16 protein-coding genes, 1 rRNA gene and 1 pseudogene are annotated in these 22,318 nt (G+C 72.1%); 16 read left to right on the top strand and 2 right to left on the bottom strand.

The window, feature by feature from the left end:
* Positions 1-1,611, bottom strand: a complete 1,611-nt coding sequence (locus QSK37_RS08930; RefSeq protein ID WP_285618942.1) for an ABC transporter substrate-binding protein — start codon at positions 1,609-1,611, stop codon at positions 1-3.
* A gap of 315 nt (positions 1,612-1,926) precedes the next feature.
* A complete protein-coding gene (locus QSK37_RS08925) occupies positions 1,927-2,586 on the bottom strand; it encodes a GntR family transcriptional regulator (protein WP_285618940.1) in 660 nt (219 codons plus the stop codon).
* A gap of 425 nt (positions 2,587-3,011) precedes the next feature.
* Between QSK37_RS08925 and QSK37_RS08920 the strand changes: the two genes are divergently transcribed.
* The 16 genes and pseudogenes from QSK37_RS08920 to QSK37_RS08845 all read left to right on the top strand — a co-directional run.
* A complete protein-coding gene (locus tag QSK37_RS08920) occupies positions 3,012-3,344 on the top strand; it encodes an STAS domain-containing protein (RefSeq protein WP_285581455.1) in 333 nt (110 codons plus the stop codon).
* Between the two features lie 262 nt (positions 3,345-3,606).
* A complete protein-coding gene (locus QSK37_RS08915) occupies positions 3,607-4,683 on the top strand; it encodes a sensor histidine kinase (protein WP_285618938.1) in 1,077 nt (358 codons plus the stop codon).
* A gap of 110 nt (positions 4,684-4,793) precedes the next feature.
* Positions 4,794-5,903, top strand: coding sequence for a phenylalanine--tRNA ligase subunit alpha (pheS, locus tag QSK37_RS08910; protein ID WP_285581458.1), 1,110 nt, complete (start codon positions 4,794-4,796; stop codon positions 5,901-5,903).
* Positions 5,903-8,407 carry a phenylalanine--tRNA ligase subunit beta gene (gene pheT, locus QSK37_RS08905; protein WP_285618935.1) on the top strand — a complete coding sequence of 835 codons (2,505 nt, stop codon included), beginning with the start codon at positions 5,903-5,905 and terminating at the stop codon, positions 8,405-8,407. The genes pheS and pheT overlap by 1 nt, the downstream gene beginning before the upstream one ends.
* A gap of 100 nt (positions 8,408-8,507) precedes the next feature.
* A complete protein-coding gene (locus QSK37_RS08900; RefSeq protein ID WP_285618933.1) occupies positions 8,508-10,055 on the top strand; it encodes a serine/threonine-protein kinase in 1,548 nt (515 codons plus the stop codon).
* Positions 10,052-11,557, top strand: coding sequence for a serine/threonine-protein kinase (locus QSK37_RS08895; protein ID WP_285618932.1), 1,506 nt, complete (start codon positions 10,052-10,054; stop codon positions 11,555-11,557). Before QSK37_RS08900 ends, QSK37_RS08895 begins: the two co-directional genes overlap by 4 nt.
* A 182-nt stretch (positions 11,558-11,739) precedes the next feature.
* On the top strand, positions 11,740-12,768 hold the full coding sequence (gene argC / locus QSK37_RS08890) for an N-acetyl-gamma-glutamyl-phosphate reductase (protein WP_285618930.1): 1,029 nt from the start codon (positions 11,740-11,742) through the stop codon (positions 12,766-12,768).
* Positions 12,765-13,919, top strand: coding sequence for a bifunctional glutamate N-acetyltransferase/amino-acid acetyltransferase ArgJ (gene argJ / locus QSK37_RS08885; RefSeq protein WP_285618929.1), 1,155 nt, complete (start codon positions 12,765-12,767; stop codon positions 13,917-13,919). Before argC ends, argJ begins: the two co-directional genes overlap by 4 nt.
* Positions 13,916-14,821 carry an acetylglutamate kinase gene (argB, locus tag QSK37_RS08880; protein WP_285618927.1) on the top strand — a complete coding sequence of 302 codons (906 nt, stop codon included), beginning with the start codon at positions 13,916-13,918 and terminating at the stop codon, positions 14,819-14,821. The genes argJ and argB overlap by 4 nt, the downstream gene beginning before the upstream one ends.
* Before the next feature lie 65 nt (positions 14,822-14,886).
* The gene (locus QSK37_RS08875; RefSeq protein WP_285618925.1) at positions 14,887-16,059 is read left to right on the top strand and encodes an acetylornithine transaminase; all 1,173 of its coding nucleotides are present in this window, start codon (positions 14,887-14,889) and stop codon (positions 16,057-16,059) included.
* 109 nt (positions 16,060-16,168) lie between these two features.
* Positions 16,169-16,669 (top strand): annotated as a pseudogene (locus QSK37_RS08870) (arginine repressor); the annotation flags it as partial.
* Between the two features lie 271 nt (positions 16,670-16,940).
* Positions 16,941-18,371: an argininosuccinate lyase gene (argH, locus tag QSK37_RS08865; RefSeq protein WP_285618923.1), complete on the top strand. Its 1,431-nt coding sequence runs from the start codon at positions 16,941-16,943 to the stop codon at positions 18,369-18,371.
* Positions 18,371-18,994, top strand: a complete 624-nt coding sequence (locus tag QSK37_RS08860; protein ID WP_285618922.1) for a DNA-3-methyladenine glycosylase — start codon at positions 18,371-18,373, stop codon at positions 18,992-18,994. Before argH ends, QSK37_RS08860 begins: the two co-directional genes overlap by 1 nt.
* Positions 18,995-19,063: 69 nt before the next feature.
* The gene (gene tyrS / locus QSK37_RS08855) at positions 19,064-20,326 is read left to right on the top strand and encodes a tyrosine--tRNA ligase (RefSeq protein WP_285581471.1); all 1,263 of its coding nucleotides are present in this window, start codon (positions 19,064-19,066) and stop codon (positions 20,324-20,326) included.
* 599 nt (positions 20,327-20,925) lie between these two features.
* Positions 20,926-21,141: a hypothetical protein gene (locus tag QSK37_RS08850; protein WP_285618921.1), complete on the top strand. Its 216-nt coding sequence runs from the start codon at positions 20,926-20,928 to the stop codon at positions 21,139-21,141.
* Positions 21,142-22,196: 1,055 nt separating this feature from the next.
* Positions 22,197-22,318, top strand: a 16S ribosomal RNA gene (locus QSK37_RS08845); the annotation flags it as partial.

Below are 22,318 nucleotides of genomic sequence, written 5' to 3'. Positions count from 1 at the left end.
CTACCGCGCGGCGAACCCGGCGGTGCCGAGGCGCGGCAGGCCGTCGGCGTAGTACCGGATGCCGGCGACGTCCTTGCGCATGCCCAGGTAGTAGAGCTGGTGGTACAGGTAGATCATTCCGCGCACCTGGGCCTGCCGCTGGATCGCCTGGGAGTACAGCCGGGTGCGCTGGGCGGCGTCCTGTGTGGCCGCGGCCTGCTGGATCGGGTCGTCGATGCCGTGGTCCGACATGCCCGCGTAGTTGTTCTGCCCGCCGGTGGTGATCTGGCCGGTCAGGTCGCCGTCGGGATCGATGCGCCCGGACCACCCGACCTGCATGGCGTCGAATTTGCCGGCCGCGCCCTGCTCCAGCCCGGTCGCGAAGTCGATCGGCTGCACGGAGACGTTGAAGCCGGCCTCCTTGGTCATCTGCTGGATGACCTGGCCGAGCCGCTCGTTGGTGGCGTCGTTGGGAACCTGGAGCTTGACCGGGATCGGCGGCTTGAACCCCGACTTGGCGACGAGCTGTTTGGCCTGCGCGATGTCCCGGTTGGAACAGGTCAGGCTCTTGTCGCGGAAGGAGCTGTTCAGCGGCAGCGGGCTGCAGTCGGGCTGGTTCAGCCCGTTGTACACCGTCTTGTTGATCGCGGCGCGGTCCAGAGACAGCTCGAAGGCCTGGCGCAGCTCCGGGCTCTTGCCCAGCGGCGTGTTGATCGGGCCGGGCTTCTCGGTGGAGCCGTGGGCGTTGCCGACGTTGATCTGGACGCCGTAGTAGCCCAGGCCGCCCCCGGACACGACCCGCAGGTTCGGGTCGGCCTGCACGCCCGCGACGGTGGTGTTGGCGAGCTCCTCGGCGGCCTGCACGTCGCCGGACTTGAGGTTGGCGGCCCGGACGTTCGGATCAACGATGATCTTGTAGACGACGCGGTCGAGCTTGACCTTCGCCGCGTCGTAGTAGTCCGGGGACCGGTCGACGACGATCTGGTTGCCCGAGGTCCGGCTCGCGAACTTGAACGGGCCGACGCAGACCGGGTGCGCGCCGAAGTCGTCGCCCTCGGCGTCGAGGGCCTTGGGCGACATGATCATTCCGGCCCGGTCGGCGAGCTGGGCGGCCAGCGGTGAGTACGGGCGTGACAGCGTGAGCCGTACGGTGCCGGGGTCCACCACGTCCACCTTCTTCACCGCGGCGAGGTCGGCGGTGCGGGCCGACTTCTTCCAGGTGCGGTGGCGGTCGAGCGACTTCTTCACGGCCGCCGCGTCGAAGGCGGTGCCGTCGTTGAACTTCACTCCGCTGCGGAGCTTGACGGTCACCGTCCTGCCGTTCCCGGAGACGTCGGGAAGGGCGGACGCGAGCTGCGGGACGATCTGGGCGTTCGCGTCGATGTCGTACAGCTTCTCGCAGATCGAGGTGAACACCTCGCGGCCCAGCAGGGTGACCGAGGTGCTGGGGTCCAGCGCGTCCGGGTCCGCCGACAGCGCCATCGTGAGGGTGCCGCCGTTCTTCACTGCTCGGTTGTCCGCGGTGGCGGCGGAGACGGACGGTTTGGCGGTGCCGCCGCCGCCGGAACACGCGGCGGCGAGGGCGAGTGGCAGCGTCGCGAGCGTGACGACGAGCCGACGAGGGAGGTGCATGGACGGTCGCTCCTTCTCCGATGGGGGGTCGGGACGGGACAGGAGACGTCGGGTGGGGGACTCGAGACCGGTTTCGGACGGGACCACGCCCGCATTGAGGCCTGGTCGATCGCATGACCGTATACAAAATCCTGTTTCCGGTGGGTTTCGTCCGCCAAAAAACCGCGGTTCGTTACCAAGCTGGGGCAAACAGCCTGAGGTGGCTCGTGGGTCGCCCGAGCGTCACCGTTGGGCCGGTGGCGGACGTCGGCGAGTGCGGTCCGGCGGTCTCCGTGGGCCGTGCGTCGCGGCCGCCGCACGGCATGCGCCGGGGCGTCAGTCCTCGGACAGGGCTGCCAGATAGGAGCGCCGGGCCGCCTCGACGTGGGCGATGGCCCGGTCCTCGGCGGCACGCTCGTCGCCCGCGGCGATGGCCTCGTAGAGGCTGAGGTGTTCGGTCCAGGAGTGCGGTGCGCGATGCTTGGCGGTCTGCTGGAACAGCCACTGGGCGCGCCGGAGCATCGGGCCCACCATCAGGCTCAGGTACGCGTTGCCGGCCAGATCGGCCACGGCGGCGTGGAAGGCGGTGTTGAGGTCGGCTACGTCTCCGAGCCGGCCCTCGTCCACGGCCAGGCGCGCGGAGTCCAGGACGGCGCGGAGCCGGTCGGCGGTCTCGGGCGTCACCTTGCGGGCCGACAGGCGCGCGCTGAGACCCTCCAGGGCCACGCGCACGTCGAAGAGCTCCTCGGCCTCGTCCGGAGACAGCCGTGCCACGGCGGCGCCTCGCCGCGGCGTCACCTCGACGAACCCTTCCGCGGCGAGCACCCGGATCGCCTCGCGCACCGGGTTGCGTGAGACGCCGAGCCGCGCGGCCAGCCGGTCCTCGACCAGCCGTTCGCCGGGCATGAGCTCGCCCTGGAGGATCAGACGGCGCAGCTCCGCCGTCACCACGTCGCGGAGTGGGCGGTGGGTGGAGCCCAGGGTGTTGTCGGCCATCGGCGACCAACCCTAAGTCACGCGGGGGCGCCGTGCCCCGGCCGCATCGGGTCCGTGGGTCCCCAGGGCACATCCCCGGCGAATCCGCTGATCATGCCCCTGGAGTGGGCCGCCCGAATATCATCTACTCCCTAAACTGGCAGTAATGCTCATGATTCGCGCATTTCGGTAAAACAAGACATGATCGATGGGGAGCTCCATCGCAGGGAGGAGACTGAACCAACCTATGGTGGGATCCGTGCGTCCTATGAGTTGCCTATGGTGTCTATGGGTCATTCGATGAACGGGGCGAAACCGTGAACACGAACGTGAGTGGCATTCCGACGCCGCGCCGCCGCAGGTCGGCGGGCTGCGAGGTGGCCACCGCAGGGGCGCGTGGCGCACGCGGGGCCGTGCGGCGGTGCCCCGGAGGCACGCGGCGGGACATGACCGCCCGGGTCGTGCGCCGCGACGACGCGTCGGCCGTGGTGGAGATCGTCGGCGAGATCGACGTGCACACCTCGGGCGAGCTGCGCGTCATCCTGCTCGCCCTGGCCGACGAGGGCCGCACCCACATCGTGGCCGACTTCACCGGCGTGCGCTTCTGCGACGCCGCGGGCCTCGGCGCCCTCGTGGGCGTCAACAACCGCCTCGCGCGCGACGGCGGCTCCCTCCGTCTGACCGGCGTGCGCCCGGCACAGCGCCGCATCCTGCGGATCACCCGGCTCGACCAGCTCTTCCGCCCGTACGACGACGTCGACGACGCCCTCACCACCTGATCGACCGCTGAAATCGGGTCATGCTGCCGTTTTCCGGCCTTCGACGTGCATTTCACGTCCGCTTCCGTACGAACGCGCGGCCGGGTGCGGTGTGCGTTAGCGCGCCGGGCGCGATACCGTCCGCCGTCGAGACCGGACACCGCGGACGGGATCGACACACGCTGGGGACCTGTCATTAACGCGCTTGCGTGGCGGTGTTTCCTCGTGCGCATTAGAGTCATGCCGTTCGCGCCATCATGGACACTGGGAGGTGGAGGCGGTCGTGGGCGGATCGGGCCCCCACCCGAGCGATTCCGCCGCCGGACTCTGCCCGGACACGCTGCCCGACGGGCTGCTCGTGGCCGACGCCGAGCGCCGCGTGGTCGTGTTCAACCGCGCGGCCGAACGCCTGACCGGCATCGGGCGGGCCGACGCGCTCGGCCGTGACTTCGCCGAGGTGCTGCCGCTGTTCGACGCCGACGGCCGCGACTGGTGGCGCTGCCTCGACCCGTACGCCGGCCTGTCCACGCGCACCCGGCACCCCGAGCGTCCGCTGCACCTGGCCGACGGCCCCGAGCTGCTCGTCACCGCGTCCTACACCCGCGCCGGGGACGGCAGCGTCACCGCGTTCACCGTGGCCTTCCGCGACGCCGTCCAGCGCGCCCGCCAGGAGCGCAACCGCGCCGACCTCGTCTCGACCGTCGCCCACGAGCTGCGCTCGCCGCTGACCAGCGTCAAGGGCTTCACCGCGACGCTGCTGGCCAAGTGGCACCGGTTCAACGACGACCAGAAGCGCGTCATGCTCGAGACGGTCAACGCCGACGCCGACCGGGTGACCCGGCTGATCACCGAGCTGCTCGACGTGTCCCGCATCGAGGCCGGCCGGCTGGAGATGCGCCGCCAGGTCGTCGACGTGATCGAAGAGGTGCACAAGGTGGTCAAGGGGCGCGTGGTGGCGGGGGAGCCGGCCTCGCGCTTCAAGGTCGAGGTGCTCGGCGAGCTGCCCGAGATGTGGCTCGACCCCGACAAGATCGACCAGATCCTCGGCAACCTCGTGGAGAACGCCCTCAGGCACGGTGCTGGTACTGTCACCATTGTGGTGGAGCCGGACTCACGCAAGCAGGGAGCCGTCGTGTCCGTGCGCGACGAGGGCGAGGGTATCCCGCCCGAAGCCGTGCCCCGCGTCTTCCGGCAGTTCTGGCGCGGTCACGGCCAGCCACGCGGTGGCACCGGCCTCGGCCTCTACATCGTGAAGGGCCTCGTCGAGGCGCACGGTGGCGGCATCACCGTACGACGCGCGCCCGGCGGAGGCGCCGAGTTCCGATTTAGCCTGCCCGCCGGGGCTCCAGACTTCGCCTGAGAGCGCCCGCGCGGGCTTCCTGACGCTCCCCCCGAGTCGCCACGAGCGGCCGGGGCGCGCTCGTTTTGCCAGATGACTCGAATCGCCGTTGGCTGGAGTTGCTCGAACCGATGTCCGCACCCAACAAGTCCTACGACCCGGTCGAGGTCACCGCGCTGCATCCGGACGAGGTGGCCCGCGTGCGCGCGGACGCGCTCGCCGCGATCGACGCCGCCTCGAGCCTGGAGGAGCTGAAGCAGGTACGCCTGGCCCACGCCGGCGACCGCTCGCCTCTCGCCCTCGCCAACCGGGAGATCGGCGCCCTGCCGCCGCACGCCAAGGCCGACGCCGGCAAGCGCGTCGGCGGTGCGCGCCGTGACGTCTCCGAGGCGCTCAAGCGCCGCCAGGCCGAGCTGGAGGACGAACGCGACCAGCGGGTCCTCGTCGAGGAGGCCGTCGACGTCACCCTGCCGTGGGACCGCGCCACGCGCGGCGCCCGGCACCCGCTGACCACGATCGCCGAGCGCATGACCGACGTCTTCGTCTCCATGGGCTTCGAGATCGTCGAGGGGCCCGAGGTCGAGGCGGAGTGGTTCAACTTCGACGCGCTGAACTTCCCGCCCGCGCACCCGGCGCGGGAGATGCAGGACACCTTCTTCGTCGAGTCGGAGGAGTCCGGCCTGGTCCTGCGGACGCACACCTCGCCGGTGCAGATCCGCGCGCTGCTCGGCCGCGAGCTGCCGGTGTACGTCGTCTGCGCCGGCAAGACGTTCCGCACCGACGAGCTCGACGCGACGCACAGCCCGGTCTTCCACCAGATGGAGGGCCTCGTCGTCGACGAGGGCATCACGATGGCGGACCTGCGCGGCGCCATCGGCGCGTTCGTCACCGGCATGTTCGGCGAGGGCCTGCGGACCCGGTTCCGCCCCTACTACTTCCCCTTCACCGAGCCGTCGGCCGAGGTGGACATGGAGTGCTTCGTCTGCCGCGGCGCGTCGGCCGAGCCGGGCGGTGAGCCCTGCCGCACCTGCCGGTCCGAGGGCTGGATCGAGCTCGGCGGCTGCGGCATGGTCAACCCGCGCGTGCTGGTCGCCTGCGGTGTCGACCCGGAGCGCTACAGCGGCTGGGCGTTCGGGCTCGGCGTGGAGCGCACGCTGATGTTCCGCCACGGCGTGGAGGACATGCACGACATGGTCGAGGGTGACGTCCGCTTCACCCGCGCCTTCGGAATGGAGATCTGATGCGCGTCCCGATTTCGTGGCTTCGGGAGTACGTCGAGCTGCCTCCGGAGGTCACCGCCCGCGACGTCGCGCGCGAGCTGATCGCGGCCGGCCTCGAGGTGGAGACCATCGACGAGCTCGGCGCCGACCTCACCGGCCCGATCGTCGTCGGCCGTGTACTGGCGATCGAGGAGCTGACCGGCTTCAAGAAGCCGATCCGCCACTGCCAGGTCGACGTCGGCAACCCCGAGCCGCAGAGCATCGTCTGCGGCGCGACCAACTTCGCCGAGGGCGACCTGGTCGTCGTCATCCTGCCGGGCGGCGAGCTGCCCGGCGGCTTCAAGATCGGCGCGCGCAAGACGTACGGGCGGATGTCGGAGGGCATGATCTGCTCCGAGCGCGAGCTCGGCCTGGGCGACGGGCACGAGGGCATCCTCGTGCTGCCGCCGGCGTACGGCGCCGAGCCCGGCCAGGACGCCGTCGAGCTGCTCCAGATGCGCGACGACGTGCTCGACATCGCCATCACCCCGGACCGCGGCTACACCGCCTCGATCCGCGGGGTCGCCCGCGAGACGGCGACGGCGTTCTCCGTGCCGTTCCGCGACCCGGCGGCCGAGCCGCCGCCGGTGCAGGCCGAGGACTCCTACCCGGCGTCCGTCGCGGACCCGGCGGCGTGCGCGCGCTACGTCCTGCGCGAGGTCCAGGGCCTCGACCCGGCGGCGGCGAGCCCGATCTGGATGACGCGGCGCCTGCAGAAGTGCGGCGTGCGCTCGATCTCGCTGGCCGTCGACGTCACCAACTACCTGATGCTGGAGCTGGGCCAGCCGCTGCACGCCTGGGACCGCGGCAAGCTCCAGGGCCCGATCGTCGTGCGCCGCGCGGAGAGCGGCGAGCGGATGGAGACCCTCGACCACGTCGAGCGTTCCCTGGACCCCGAGGACATCCTCATCACCGACGAGTCCGGTCCGGTCAACATCGCCGGCGTCATGGGCGGCCTGACCACCGAGGTGGACGAGAAGTCCACCGACATCGTCATCGAGGCGGCGCACTTCTCCGCGGAGTCGATCGCCCGTACGGCGCGCCGGCACAAGCTGCACAGCGACTCCTCCTACCGCTTCGAGCGGGGCGTCGACCCCGAGCTTCAGCGCAAGGCGGCGGACGCGGCCGTGCGGCTGCTCGCCGAGCTCGGCGGCGCGCGGATCCTGCCGGGGGAGACGAACCTTCGGGCGCCGGTCGAGCCGGTGACGATCACGATCCGCGCCGACCACCCCGACAAGGTCGCCGGCATGACCTACGGACGGGACACCGTGGTCCGCCGTCTGCGCGATGTGGGCTGCGAGGTCTCCGGCGACGACGTGCTGACGGTCACGCCGCCGTCGTGGCGGCCCGACCTGCGCGACCCGAACGACCTCGCGGAAGAGGTCATCCGCCTCGAGGGGTATGAGAACATCCCGGCCCGCGCGCCGCGCTCGGTGGCCGGACGCGGTCTCACCCCCGGCCAGCGGCTGCGGCGGCGCGCGGGGCGCGCCCTGGCCGCGGCCGGCTACGCCGAGGTGCTCGCCTATCCGTTCGTCTCCGAGAGCGACGGTGACGCGCTGCAGCTGCCCGCCGACGACCCGCGGCGGCGTGCGCTGCGACTGGCCAACCCGCTCACCGGCGACGAGCCGCTGCTGCGCACGACCCTGCTGCCGGGGCTGTTCCGCGCGCTGGCCCGCAACGTCGGGCGCGGCTTCGGCGACGTGGCTCTGTTCGAGATCGGCCTGGTGTACCGGCCGAAGTTCACGTCCTCGGGCGAGGCCGTGCCACCGCCGCCCCGGCTCCCGGTCGACCGCGGGCCGACGGCGGAGGAGCTCGCCGCGATCGAGGCCGCCCTGCCCGACCAGCCCGTACGCGTCGGCGCGGTCCTGGCCGGCGAGCACGACCTGCCCGGCTGGTGGGGCGCCGGTCGCCCGGCGAACTGGGCGGACGCCATCGAGGCCGCCCGGATCGTCGCGGGGGAGGCCGGCGTCGAGCTGGAGGTCGCCGCGGACCAGCACGCGCCGTGGCATCCCGGCCGTTGCGCCGCTCTGCGGGTCGGCGACGTCCTGATCGGTCACGCCGGCGAGCTGCACCCGCGGGTCATCAAGGCCTTCGACCTGCCGCCCCGTACGTGCGCGGTGGAGCTCGAGCTGACCCGTCTCGAGCCGTGGGCGGCCAGGGTGGTGCCCGCACCGGCGATCACGACGTACCCGGTGGCCACGCAGGACGTCGCGCTCATCGTGCCGGAGAGCGTGCCCGCGGCCGAGGTCGAGGCCGCGCTCCGCGCCGGGGTCGACCGGCACGGCGCCGCCGACCTGCTGGAGTCCATCCGGCTGTTCGACCTGTACACCGGTGAGCAGGCGGGGGAGGGCAACAAGTCGCTCGCGTACACGCTGCGCTTCCGCGCCGCCGACCGCACGCTGACCGTGGAGGAGACGACCGGCGCCCGCGACGCGGCGGTGGCCGAGGCCGCCGACCGGGTCGGCGCGGTCCTGCGCGGCGGCTGACGGGCGTTTCCGCCGTGGCCTCGCGGATCGGCGCGAGGCCACGGCGGGTGGCACCCGGACGTCCTTCCGGCGGTCCGACGTCCGGGGAGCGAGGGAGCGGATGACCGAACGCGTGGTGGCCGGCCGCTATCGGCTGATGGGCGTTCTCGGCCGTGGCGGCATGGGTGTCGTGTGGCGGGCGCGGGACGAGACACTGCACCGCGACGTCGCGGTCAAGGAGGTCCTGCTTCCCGGCGACCTGCCCGAGGCCGAGCGCACCGGCCTGCACCGCCGGGCGGTCCGGGAGGCGCGCGCGGCGGCGTTGCTCGACCATCCCGGCATCGTGACCGTGCACGACGTGATCATCGAGGACGACCGCCCGTGGATCGTCATGGAGCCGGTCGCCGGTCGCTCGCTCGCCCACGCGGCCCCGCTGCCGCCGCCGGCGGTCGCCGCGATCGGGCTGCGGGTGCTGGAGGCGCTCCGCGCCGCGCACGCGCGCGGCATCCTGCACCGCGACGTGAAGCCGACCAACATCCTGCTCGCCGACGACGGCCGGGTGATCCTCACCGATTTCGGCATCGCGAGCCTGGAGGGCGACCCGGCGCTCACGCGCACCGGCGACTTCGTCGGCTCACCCGGGTTCGCCGCGCCCGAACGCCTGCGCGAGCGGCCGGTCGGCCCCGCGTCGGACCTGTGGTCGCTGGGCGCGACGCTGTACGCGGCCGTGGAGGGCCGCGCGCCGTTCGAGCGGCCCACGCCGGTGGCGTCCCTCGGCGCGGTCCTCACCGACGACCCGCCCCCGCCCGTACGCGCGGGCCCGCTCGCGCCGGTCATCGCGCGTCTGCTGGACAAGGACCCGGACACCCGGATCTCCGCCGGCGAGGCGGCCCGCGCGCTGGGGCCGGTGGCCTCGGGCCTCCCGTCCGGACTGGCCGAACCGCCGCATGCGGCGCCGGCTCGTCCGCGGCGGGCCGCGGTGCCGCTGGCCGCGGCGGCCGCCGTCCTGCTCGTCGCGGTGCTCGCGACCGTCGCCTTCCGGGTACGGGGAACGGACCGTCCGCACGTCCGTCCCTCCACCACGCGGTCCACGGCGCCCGGCGCAGCCCCGGCGAGCCCGGCCACCGCCGGCCGCTACGTCCGGCCGTTCGACTTCTGCGCCCTGTTCACCCCGGCCCAGGTCGCCCGGCTGGTCCCGCGCGCGTCGAAGACGCCCGACGCCCACTCGTGCGCCTGGACCGCGGCGGCACGGCACCAGGCCGTCTCCGTTTCGGCGGAGTCCGTCTACGACCCCAGAACCGCGACGGCGGCCGAGGACCCGTGGACCACCACGCCCGACGCGGCCCGTGCCTCCTACGACCGGCAGTACGCCGCCGACCGCGAGGCGCGGTCCGGCATCGCCTGGGGCTGGGACGAGATCGGCGTACGGCGCACCGGCGCGCGGCGGAGCGCGGCGCGTCGCGTCACGGGAGTCGGAGAGGCCGCCTACCTGACCGAGACCTCGAAGAACGGGACGGTGGAGCGGGCCGACGTGACGTTCCGGGACAGCAACCTGTTCGTCTCGGTCTGGTTCGTCGCCGCGGACGGTTCCGGCGACGCCACCCGGATCCGCGGAGACGCCCTGGACGCCGCCCGATGGGTCTCCCAGGCTCTGCGGCGGATGCCGTGACGCGCGTACTGGCCGGGCGTTACCGGCTGTCGGAGCAGCTGGGCCGTGGCGGCATGGGCGCCGTCTGGCGCGCCGACGACGGCGTGCTGGGGCGCACGGTCGCGGTCAAGGAGCTCTCACTGCCCCGGGGGATCACCGCCGAACGCCGCGCCGTCCTGTGCGAACGCGCGATCCGCGAGGCGCGGGTGTCGTCCCGGCTGAGACACGGTTCGATCATCCGGGTGCACGACGTGATCGCCGAGGACGACCGGCCCTGGATCGTGATGGAGCTGCTGGCCGGCCGTGCCCTCGACGATGCCGGGGCGCTGCCCCCGCGTCGGGTGGCCGAGATCGGGCTGGCCGTGCTGGACGCCCTCGGCGTGGCCCACGCGGCGGGCGTGCTCCATCGCGACGTCAAGCCGGGCAACGTCTTCCTGTGCGACGACGGCCGGGTGGTCCTCACCGACTTCGGCATCGCCACGCTCGCCGGCGACGTGTCGCTGACCGCCTCCGGGGGCCTGGTCGGGTCGCCGGGCTACATGGCGCCCGAACGGCTTCGCGGTGACACCGCCGGGCCGTCCTCGGACCTGTGGTCGCTCGGGGCCACGCTGTACACCGCGGCGGAGGGCCGGTCGCCGTTCACCCGGCGGACCGTGGCCGGCACGTTGAGCGCCGTGCTGACCGAGGAGCCCGTCCCGCCGCACCGGGCCGGGCCGCTGGGCCCCCTCCTCATGGCCCTGCTCGACAGGGACCCGGCACGCCGGCCGCCGCCGGAGGAGATACGCGCGTTCCTGCGTCGCGTGGCCGGGGGAGAGGCGCCCGCTCTCTGGCCGGGCGCCGACACGGCCGGCCGGGTGATGGCGGTCGTACCGACGGCCCCGGTGCGCCCGGCCCCGTGGCATCGGCGGCGCGGCCCGCTCGTGGTCATCCTCGCGGCGGCGCTGACCTGCGCGGTCGCCGTACCGGCCGGGATCGCGCTTGCCGGCAAGGACGACGCGTCGGACGCCCCGCCGGCGGCCGCCGACCCGCGGCGAGGGCGGTTCGCGACCATGCCCCAGCCCTGCTCGCTGCTCACGTCCACGGAGGCGTCAGGTCTCGGTGCCGGCCGGACGGCCACCGCCGAGACGCAGGGCTGTCACTGGGGCGACGGCCTCGGTGAGGGCTCGCTCGAGCTGTGGGTCCAGCACTTCACCCCACGGGACGCGCTGACGGCGCCGGGCCTGGCCGAGGCGTACTTCGCGGACAAGAGACGGCAGTCCCAGGTCTCCGCGCACACCACCGACAAGATCAACAGCAGCCGGTCGGGCGTCACCGACCTCCCGGGCGTCGCCGACGCCGCGTTCGCCTTCGACGCGATCGACGGCGTCGACTCCGGACGCTCGTCCACGGTCTGGCTGCGGTCGAGCAACCTCGTCGTCAAGGTCGTCTACGCGGACCTCGCCGGCTCCGCCGACGCCGCTCGGCTCCACCGGGTCGCGGTCGCCGCCGCGCGTGCGGTCGCCGCGCACCTCGCCCGCCTCTGATGTCACCGCGCGTGGTCCGGGCCCCGGCCGGGGTGGCCGTGTTCGGCCGTACCCTCCGCGTGCCCGCAGGTCATCGGCTTGCGAGCCGTTCCGGGTGGTCACCGTCCGCGAAGATCAGTCTTGCATGATGATGCATCTCAATGCATACTTTCACCATTGCCTCGAGAGTGGAGACGTGACGTATGGGTGCGCGTGCGGCGGTCGCCGGAGCGAGCGGATACGCGGGCGGCGAGCTGCTGCGCGTCCTGGCCGGCCATCCCGGCTTCGCGATCGGCACACTGACCGCCGGGTCCAGCGCGGGCACGCGCCTCGGGGCGCACCACCCGCACCTGCATCCGCTCGCCGACCGGGTGCTCGAGGAGACGACCGCCGAGACCCTCGCCGGGCACGACGTCGTCTTCCTCGCCCTGCCGCACGGCCAGTCCGGAGCGATCGCCGCCACGCTCGGCGACGACGTGCTCGTGGTCGACTGCGGCGCCGACTTCCGCCTCGATGACGCGGGCGAGTGGGAGCACTTCTACGGCACGCCGCACGCCGGCACCTGGCCCTACGGCCTGCCCGAGCTGCCCGGCGCCCGCGAGCGGCTCCGCTCCACGCGACGCATCGCGGTGCCCGGCTGCTACCCGACCGTGTCGCTGCTCGCGCTCTTCCCGGCGTACGCCGCGGGCGCCGCCGAGCCCGACGCCGTCGTCGTCGCCGCCTCCGGCACCTCCGGCGCGGGCCGCGCGGCCAAGCCGCACCTGCTCGGCAGCGAGGTCATGGGCGCGATGAGCGCGTACGCCGTGGGCGGCGTCCACCGGCACACCCCCGAGATCGCCCAGCAGCTGTCCGCCGTGGCCGGAGCCCCGGTGACGGTGTCCTTCACCCCGACCCTCGCGCCGATGAGCCGCGGCATCCTCGCCACCTGCACGGCCAAGGCCGCGCCGGGCCTGACCGCGGCCGGGCTGCGCGAGGCGTACGACCGTGCCTACGCCGACGAGCCCTTCGTCCGGCTGCTGCCCGAGGGCCAGTGGCCCTCCACCGCCATGACGCTCGGCGCCAACGTCGCCGCGGTGCAGGTCACCCTCGACGAGCGGGCGGGACGCATCGTCGCGGTGGCCGCCATCGACAACCTGACCAAGGGCACCGCCGGCGGTGCCGTCCAGAGCGCGAACCTCGCCCTCGGCCTACCCGAGGATCTCGGCCTCACCACGATCGGAGTCGCCCCATGAGCGTTACCGCTCCATTCGGCTTCCGCGCCGCCGGCGTCGCCGCCGGCCTCAAGGACGGCGGCCAGCGCGACCTCGCGCTGATCGTCAACGACGGGCCGTCCCGCGCGGCGGCCGGAGTGTTCACCCGCAACCGGGTCAAGGCCGCGCCGGTGCTGTGGTCCGAGCAGGTCCTGCGCGCCGGACGCGTGCACGCGGTCGTGCTCAACTCCGGCGGTGCCAACGCCTGTACCGGCTCCGACGGCTTCCAGGACACCCACCAGACCGCCGAGAAGGCCGCCGACGTCCTCGGCGACTCCGCCGCCGAGATCGCGGTCTGCTCCACCGGCCTGATCGGCGAGCGGCTTCCGATGGACCGGCTGCTGCCGGGCGTGGCCGCCGCGGCCGGGGAGCTGTCCCGCGACGGCGGGCTCGCCGCGGCCGACGCGATCCGCACCACCGACACCGTCGCCAAGATCGCCTTCCGGCGGGCCGCCGGCGGCTACACGGTCGGCGGCATGGCCAAGGGCGCGGGCATGCTCGCCCCGGCGCTCGCCACGATGCTCTGCGTCATCACCACCGACGCCGAGGCCGAGCCCGAGACCCTCGACCGGGTCCTGCGGCACGCCACCGGGCTGACCTTCGACCGGCTCGACACCGACGGCTGCATGTCCACCAACGACACGGTGCTCCTGCTCGCCAGCGGCGCCACCGGTGTCCGCGCCGACGAGGCCGAGCTGACCGCGGCGGTCACCGACGTGTGCGCCGACCTCGCCCGTCAGCTCCTGATCGACGCCGAGGGCGCCACGAAGGCGATCGCCATCGAGGTCGTCGGGGCGGCGAACGACCACGACGCGGTGGTGGCCGGCCGCGCGGTCGCCCGCAGCAACCTGCTCAAGTGCGCCATCCACGGCGAGGACCCCAACTGGGGTCGCGTGCTGTCCGCGGTCGGCACGACCGAGGCGGTCTTCGAGCCCGACCGGCTCAACGTCGCGATCAACGGGGTCTGGGTGTGCCGCAACGGTTCGTTCGGCGACGACCGCTCCAAGGTGGACATGCGACCCCGCGACGTCACGATCACCGTCGACCTCAGCGCCGGCACTCACAGCGCGACGATCCACACCACGGACCTGACCGCCGACTACGTCCACGAGAACTCCGCGTACTCCTCATGACCGCCCTCCCCCCGACCCGCGACGCCGTCGAGGCACTGCGCAAGGCGACGACGCTCATCGAGGCGCTGCCGTGGCTGCAGGAGTTCCACGGCAAGACCGTCGTGATCAAGTACGGCGGCCACGCCATGACCGACGAGGAGCTCCGGCCGGCCTTCGCCCAGGACGTCGCCTTCCTTCGTTACGCCGGGCTGCGCCCGGTCGTCGTGCACGGCGGCGGCCCGCAGATCAACGCCCAGCTCGACCGCCTCGGCATCGAGTCCAGCTTCAAGGCGGGCCTGCGCGTCACCACCCCCGAGACCATGGACGTCGTCCGCATGGTGCTGGTCGGCCAGGTCAGCCGCGACGTCGTCGGAATGCTCAACCGGCACGGCGCCTTCGGCGTCGGCATGTCGGGCGAGGACGCGCGCCTGTTCACCGCCGAGCGCAAGCCCGCGATCGTCGACGGCGAGTCGGTCGACATCGGCCAGGTCGGTGAGATCGTCCAGGTCGACGCCGGCGCCGTGCGCAGCCTGCTCGACGACGGCCGCATCCCCGTCATCTCCAGCATCGCGCGCGGTGACGACGGCGAGGTCTACAACGTCAACGCCGACACCGCGGCCGGCGCGCTGGCCGTGGCGCTGCAGGCGACCAAGCTCATCGTGCTCACCGACGTCGACGGCCTGTACGCCGACTGGCCGCCCTCCGGCGACCCGGGCGACGTGATCGCCCGACTGACCGCCGCGGAGCTGGAGACGATGCTGCCCGAACTGTCGGCCGGCATGGTGCCCAAGATGGAGGCGTGCCTGCGCGCCGTACGCGGCGGCGTGCCCCAGGCCCACGTCCTCGACGGCCGCATCGAGCACTCGCTGCTACTGGAGATCTTCACCGACGAAGGGATCGGGACGATGGTGGTGCCGGAATGAGCGAACGAAGTGAGCGAATCGGCGAGCACAGCGCATCTGGTCTCTCCTCCGACGAAGGAGGGCTCGTGGCCGAGCTACGGAGCCGTTTCGAGGCGGCGATGATGCCCAACTACGGAGTGCCGCCGCTCGCACTGGCCCGCGGCGAGGGTTGCCGCGTCTGGGACGCCGACGGCAACACCTACCTCGACCTCATCGCCGGCATCGCCGTCTCCGCGCTCGGGCACGCGCATCCGGCCCTGGTCGAGGCCGTCTCGGCGCAGGCCGGCACGCTCGCGCACACCTCGAACCTCTTCGTCCACGAGCCCGGCGTCCGCCTCGCCGAACGCCTCCTCGGGCTGCTCGGCGGCGACGGACGGGTCTTCTTCACCAACTCCGGCGCCGAGGCCAACGAGGCCGCCTACAAGCTGGTCCGCCGGCACGCCGGCCCCGACCGGACGTACGTCGTCGCCGCCGACGGCGGGTTCCACGGCCGTACGATGGGCGCGCTCGCGCTGACCGGCAAGGCGTCGATCCGAGAGCCGTTCGGGCCGTTCGGGGCGGATGTTCGCTTCGTGACCTACGGCTCCGTCGACGAGCTGCGCGAGGCCGTGACCGGCGAGTGCGCCGCGGTGTTCCTCGAGCCGACCCAGGGCGAGGGCGGCGTCGTACCGGCCCCGCAGGGCTACCTCGCCGCCGCGCGGCAGATCTGCGACGAGACCGGCGCGGCCCTGGTCATCGACGAGATCCAGAGCGGCATCGGCCGTACCGGCGTGTGGTTCCAGCACCAGCGCGAGGGCATCCGCCCCGACGTGATCACCCTCGCGAAGGGTCTGGGCGGCGGCCTGCCGATCGGCGCGTGCGTCGGTTTCGGCGACTACGGCACCGCGTTCGGCAAGGGCGACCACGGCTCGACGTTCGGCGGCAACCCGGTCGCCTGCGCCGCGGCCCTCGCCGTCCTCGACACGATCGACAAGGAATGCCTGCTCGACCACGTCACCGCCGTCGGCGAGCAGCTCGCCGACGGCATCGCGGCGGCCGGCCACCCGCTGCTGGCCCGCGTCCGCGGCGCCGGTCTGTGGCGCGCCCTCGTGCTGTCCGAGCCGAAGTCGGCCGACGTCGAGGCGGCCGCCCGCGACGCCGGCTTCCTCGTCAACGCGGTCAAGCCCGACGTCATCCGCGTCGCACCGCCTTTGATCATCACATCCGGCGAAGTCGCCTCCTTCACCGGGGCGTTGCCGGATATCTTGAGGAAGACATGATCGAGCGAAGCGAGCGAAGCGGCGGGCCCGGCGCCTCCGCCGCGGCTCCCGGGCTCCGCCGCGCACGCGGAGCCCGTGGAGCGTTCTCACGGGGTGGGACGCGGGACTCATGACCACGCCCCTGACCAAGACCGCGCGGCAGTCGCGCATCGTCGAGCTGCTGGGCCGCAACGCCGTGCACTCCCAGAGCGAGCTGGCCAAGCTGCTCGCCGACGAGGGAGTCGACGTGACCCAGGCGACGCTCTCCCGCGACCTCGTGGACATCGGCGTGGTCAAGCTGCGGGCCGCGGACGGCTCGCTGATCTACACCGTGCCCGGGGAGGGCGGCGAACGCATCCGCCGGGCCCGGCCGCGCGGCGCCGAGACCTTCACCGGCCGGCTGGCCCGGCTCGCGCAGGAGCTCCTCGTGTCCGCGGAGTCCTCCGCCAACCTCGTGATCGTGCGTACGCCTCCGGGCGCCGCGCAGCTGCTCGCCTCGGCCATCGACCACGCCGACTGGTCGTCCGTGCTCGGCACGGTCGCCGGCGACGACACGGTCCTGGTCATCTCGCGCGATCCGTCCGGCGGCGCCGACCTCGCGTCGTCGCTGCTGGCGCTGACCGAGCGCCGCGCCGAGCCGCCGCGCGACACCGACTCCGGCCACCCGGCTCCGCCGTCGTGGCATCCGGCGGACGACCTGCGGCATGTGCCCGCCGGCGCGCGCCCGGCTCCGGAGAGTGCGGAACGAGGAGCCTAGGGGTACGTCCAGGACCCCGTTCGTTCGTGAGCGCCGTGACCGCGAGGCGTGACCGCCAGGTCCGTCGCACGCGTCCAGCCGTGATATTGCAGTGGGTAACGGAGAACACTCCATGTCGTCGTCGATTCGTGAGAGAAGAACCAGCGTGACGGATGAGCAACACCGCAGGACGCCGACCAGGCTGTGGGGCGGACGGTTCGAGGGCGGGCCGTCGGAGGCCCTCGCCCGGCTGTCGGTGAGCGTGCAGTTCGACTGGCGCCTCGCGCCGTACGATCTGCTCGGGTCGCGAGCCCACGCGCGGGTGCTGCACCGTGCGGGCCTGCTCACCGACGACGAGCTGTCCCGCATGCTGGACGCGCTCGACGACCTGGAGGCGGCCTGCCGCTCCGGTGAGTTCCGGCCCGCCGTGGCCGACGAGGACGTGCACACCGCCCTCGAGCGCGGCCTCCTGGAGCGCCTGGGCACTCTCGGCGGAAAGCTGCGCGCCGGCCGTAGCCGCAACGACCAGGTCGCCACCGACATGCGGCTCTACCTGCGCGACCACGTACGCCAGATCGTGTCGCGGCTCGTCGAGCTGGAGACCGCGCTCATCGCGCAGGCCGAGCAGAACATGGGCGTGGCCGCGCCCGGCATGACGCATCTGCAGCACGCGCAGCCGGTGCTGTTCTCCCACCAGCTGCTGGCCCACGTCCAGGGGTTCGCCCGCGACGTCGACCGGCTGCGCGACTGGGACAAGCGCGCCGCCGTCAGCCCGCTCGGATCCGGCGCGCTCGCCGGGTCCTCACTGCCGCTCGACCCCGAGACGGTCGCCGACGAGCTCGGGTTCGACGCGGCCGCGCCCAACTCCATGGACGCGGTCAGCGACCGTGACTTCGCCGTGGAGTTCCTGGCCGCCGCCGCGCTGATCGGCGTGCACCTGTCGCGGCTCGGCGAGGAGGTGGTGCTGTGGGCGTCGCAGGAGTTCCGGTGGATCGAGATGGACGACACCTACGCCACCGGCTCCTCGATCATGCCGCAGAAGAAGAACCCGGACGTCGCGGAGCTCGCGCGCGGCAAGAGCGGCCGTCTCATCGGCCACCTCACCGCCCTGCTCACGACGCTCAAGGGCCTGCCGCTGACCTACAACCGTGACCTGCAGGAGGACAAAGAGGGCGTCTTCGACGCCGTCGAGACCCTGCTCCTGGTCCTGCCGGCCGTGTCCGGGCTCATCGCCACGATGCGCGTCAACACCGCCCGGCTGGAGTCGCTGGCGCCCCAGGGCTTCGCCCTCGCCACCGACCTGGCCGAGCTGCTGGTTCGCAAGGGCGTGCCGTTCCGCGACGCGCACGAGGTCGTCGGTCACCTCGTGGTCTGGTGCCAGGTCAACGACAAGGACTTCGGCGACCTCACCGACGAGGAGCTGGCCAAGGTGTCGCCGCACCTGACCCCCGACGTACGCGACGTGTTCTCGGTGCAGGGGGCCCTCGCCGCCCGCAAGGCGTACGGCGGCACCTCACCCGATCGGGTCGCCCAGCAGCTGACCGCATTGCGGTCGCTCGCCGACTCCCACGCGTCCTGGGCGGCCGGCGGCTCCTGATGGCCGACGTGCTGCCGCGTTCGTTCTTCGATCGCCTGGCCGAGGAGGTCGCGCCGGACCTCCTCGGCTGCGTGCTCACCCGCACCACGGCCGAGGGCGTCGTCTCGGTGCGGCTGACCGAGGTCGAGGCGTACGCCGGCCCGCGCGACCCGGCCTCGCACGCCTACCGGGGCCCGACGAAACGCAACGCGGTGATGTTCGGCCCGCCCGGCCACGCGTACGTCTACTTCACCTACGGCATGCACTTCTGCGTCAATCTGGTCTGCCTGGGTGAGGGCACGGCGGCGGCGGTGCTGCTGCGGGCCGGCGAGATCGTCGAGGGCCGTGAGCTGGCCGCGGCCCGCCGGCCCCGCTCGGCCACCCGCGATCTCGCGCGCGGACCGGCGCGGCTGTGCGAGGCCCTGGCCATCGACCGCGAACTGTCCGGCACCGACGTCTGCGACCCGGACAGCCCGCTGCGCGTCTCGTCCGGATCACCCGCGCCGTCCTTCCGCACGGGCCCGCGCACGGGAGTCAGCAGCGCCAAGGACGTGCCGTGGCGGTTCTGGATCGACGGCGACCCGAGCGTGTCCCCGTACCGGCTGCACACGCCACGACGCCGTACGGTGATAGACCAGGGCTGAAAACCACTATTTTTATCCTCGGCCCACCGGCATGCTCGTTGCCGGACGCTCGACGAGACGAGGGAGAACGTGACCGACATTCTGGATGACCTCGCGTGGCGCGGCTTGATCGCGCAGTCCACTGACCTGGACGAACTGCGAGCCATGCTCGCCGCGGGGCCGGTCACGCTCTATTGCGGGTTCGACCCGACCGCGCCGTCGCTGCACCTCGGCAACCTGGTCCAGCTCCTGACGCTGCGGCGTTTCCAGCTCGCCGGGCACCGCACGATCGGCCTGGTCGGCGGCGCGACGGGCCTGATCGGCGATCCGTCGGGCAAGAGCGCCGAGCGGACGCTGAACTCCGAAGACGTCGTGGCGGGCTGGCTCGAGCGGATCCGGGAACAGGTCTCGCGGTTCCTGTCGCTCAGCGACGACGAGGGCCTGATCGTCAGCAACCTCGACTGGACCGGCCCGATGTCGGCCATCGAGTTCCTGCGCGACGTCGGCAAGCACTTCCCGGTGAACCGCATGCTGGCCCGCGACATGGTCCGCAACCGCCTGGAGACCACCGGGCTGAGCTACACCGAGTTCAGCTACATGCTGCTGCAGTCGCTGGACTACCTGGAGCTCTACCGCCGCTACGGCTGCCGGCTCCAGACCGGCGGCAGCGACCAGTGGGGCAACCTCGCCTCCGGCGTCGACCTCATCCGCCGGGCGGAGGGCGGCACGGCCCACGCGCTGACGACGCCGCTGGTGACCCGGGCGGACGGCACGAAGTTCGGCAAGACGGCGGGCGGGGAGACGTACTGGCTGGATCCGTCGCTGACGACGCCGTACGCCTTCTACCAGTTCTGGCTCAACGCCGATGACCGCGACGTCGTACGGTTCCTGAAGTTCTTCAGCTTCCGCGGCCGGGAGGAGATCGAGGAACTGGAGAAGGCGACCAGCGACCGTCCCGCCGCCCGGCTGGCCCAGCGTGCCCTCGCGGAGGAGCTGACGACCCTCGTCCACGGCGAGGACGAGACGGGCAAGGTGATCGCCGCGTCCCGGGCGCTGTTCGGCCAGGGGGACCTGGGGGAGCTGGACGAACGGACGCTGGAGAGCGCCCTGGCGTCGGTCCCGTCGGCCGAGGTGTCGGCTCCGCTGCCGTCGGTGGTGGACCTGCTGACGGAGACGAAGCTGGTGGGCAGCAAGTCGGAGGCTCGCCGCACGATCGCCCAGGGCGGCGCGTACGTCAACAACGTCAAGGTGACCGACGAGGCGGCCATGCCGTCGTCGTCGGACCTGCTCCACGGCCGCTTCCTGGTCCTGCGCCGCGGGAAGCGCAACGTCGGCGGTGTGACGGTCTCCTAGCCGTGTCTCCAGGCCGTGCCCGGCGGCCTGGAGAACCGGGGGAGCGGGCCGGCCCATCTCGGACCGTGGCGGGGAACCGGTGCGCCGGCCGCGCACGGCAAGGACAGCAGGACCGTCAGGGCGAACGGCGCGACGACGTGGGTGGCGATGGGTCGGCCCTGAGCCATGGGTTCGCCGTGTCGGCTGGGTTGGTCGGTGGATACCTGGCCGTGGGGGCGAGGGGTGTGGCGACGTGGGCGGCGATGGTCGGCTCGATCCTTTCGGTGGTCGGCCCTGAGACATGAGTTCGTCATGTCGGCTGAGTTGGTCGGTGGCTACCTGGCCGTGGGGGCGAGGGGTGTGGCGACGTGGGCGGCGGCGGTCGGCTCGATCTCTTCGGTGGTCGCCCCCCGAGACATGGGTTCGCCGTGTCGGTCGGGTCGGTCGGCCTACACCCGGCCGTGAGGGCGAGCGGCGTGACGACGTGGGCGGCGGTCGGCTCGGTCCCTTCGGTGGTCGGCCCTGAGACGCGGGTTCGCCGTGTTGGCCGGGTCGGTCGGCGGGCATCCGGCCGATACTCGTGTCCTCCTCACCGAGACCGACCCCTGTGCGGCCTGCGTGTGGAGGACGCGGTCACCGCGCCCGCCGAGGCCCTGCACCTCACACCGCTGACGGTCTCGCCACCTGTTTCGATGATCTACAACGTAAAGGCGGCGGCCTTCGTCTCCATGGCAGATCAGGTCGGTCCGCTCCTCGCGGCGTTCGTCGTTGCAGCGCAGGGTCGGCGTCGTGTTGCTCATTACGGCGACCATGTCGCGGTGCGGTGCATATGGTGACCGGTCGGTCGGCTGGAGTCCGGCGCCTCGTTCTTGCTCCAGCTGGCCTCCGCGGCGAGCTCACGACCGCTGTCCGGCACGGCGTCGCCCTATTGGGGTTGCGTGGCCGCCTCAACCTGACTCTGTGTGAGCGGGCCGGGACGGCGGCAGGAGTTGTGGTCGGTTCGGCTCCGGTGAAGCTGCTGGCCTGTGGTGACCTGACTGGTCGGTGTTTCCAAGGAGACTCACGCTTATGCACCGGCCTCTTCCGTGCCAGGCCGGCCGTGGTGCCCATTCGAACGATTCGATGGCAGCCGCTCGCTCGGCTCGAAGCCGCTCATTGTTTCTCCGTGAGGGCTGCTCGGGGGACTGGTGTGACTGCGCCTACCGATGCGCTCAGGTGGCCGAAAGGGGTGATCACGGTCTGGTCACGACCGGCGTCCCTGAGCTGGGGATTAGCGCGAAACCCGTCTCTGAGCTGGGGTGTCGGCGCAAGTTACCGCAATTTGACGGGTTGGAGCCGGGCACGTAACGTTCTTCTTGCCCGCGAGGGAACGGAACGCCGCAAGGCGGCCCGGCCTCAGGGCAAGCAGACTCTTACAGAGCTTCTTGGTCCGGACCACGGTTTGGACGAGGTAGACTGGGAGAGTTGCCCCGACGAACGGGATGCAGGACGCCTGCTAGGTGGCCGGCCCGGGTGGGGTCCCTTCGATGAGTGATCATCCTGGTGGATGTTGTCTGTCTGCTGGGTGGTCGTGTCGCGGGGTCCATCTTCTGCTGGTGGGTTGATCTTTAAGATCTTCGGATCTGGGGGTTGACAAACTAGCCGAGGGTGGTAAGTTAGAAGGGTTGCCCCGGAGAGAGCCCGGAAGGGTTCACGAAGGTGGTGTCCGTTTCTTGAGAACTCAACAGTGTGCTAAAAGCCAGTGCCTTTTGGTCCTCGACCAGGCTGGTTGGCCCATCGTCTGATGGGTTGGTCGGTTTGGTTTTGGATTCCTTTGGCAAGAATGATTCTTGCCGGGATTGTTTTTCTCTTCAGGTTTGGCAGTCGCCTTCGGGTGGTTGTCGTTTTGACCTTAACGGAGAGTTTGATCCTGGCTCAGGACGAACGCTGGCGGCGTGCTTAACACATGCAAGTCGAGCGGAAAGGCCCTTCGGGGTACTCGAGCGGCGAACGGGTGAGTAACACGTGAGTAAC

Origin of the sequence: Actinoallomurus iriomotensis, from assembly GCF_030269445.1 — a bacterium.
GTDB lineage: Bacteria > Actinomycetota > Actinomycetes > Streptosporangiales > Streptosporangiaceae > Actinoallomurus > Actinoallomurus iriomotensis.
This window is presented reverse-complemented; position numbering and strand designations above follow the sequence as displayed.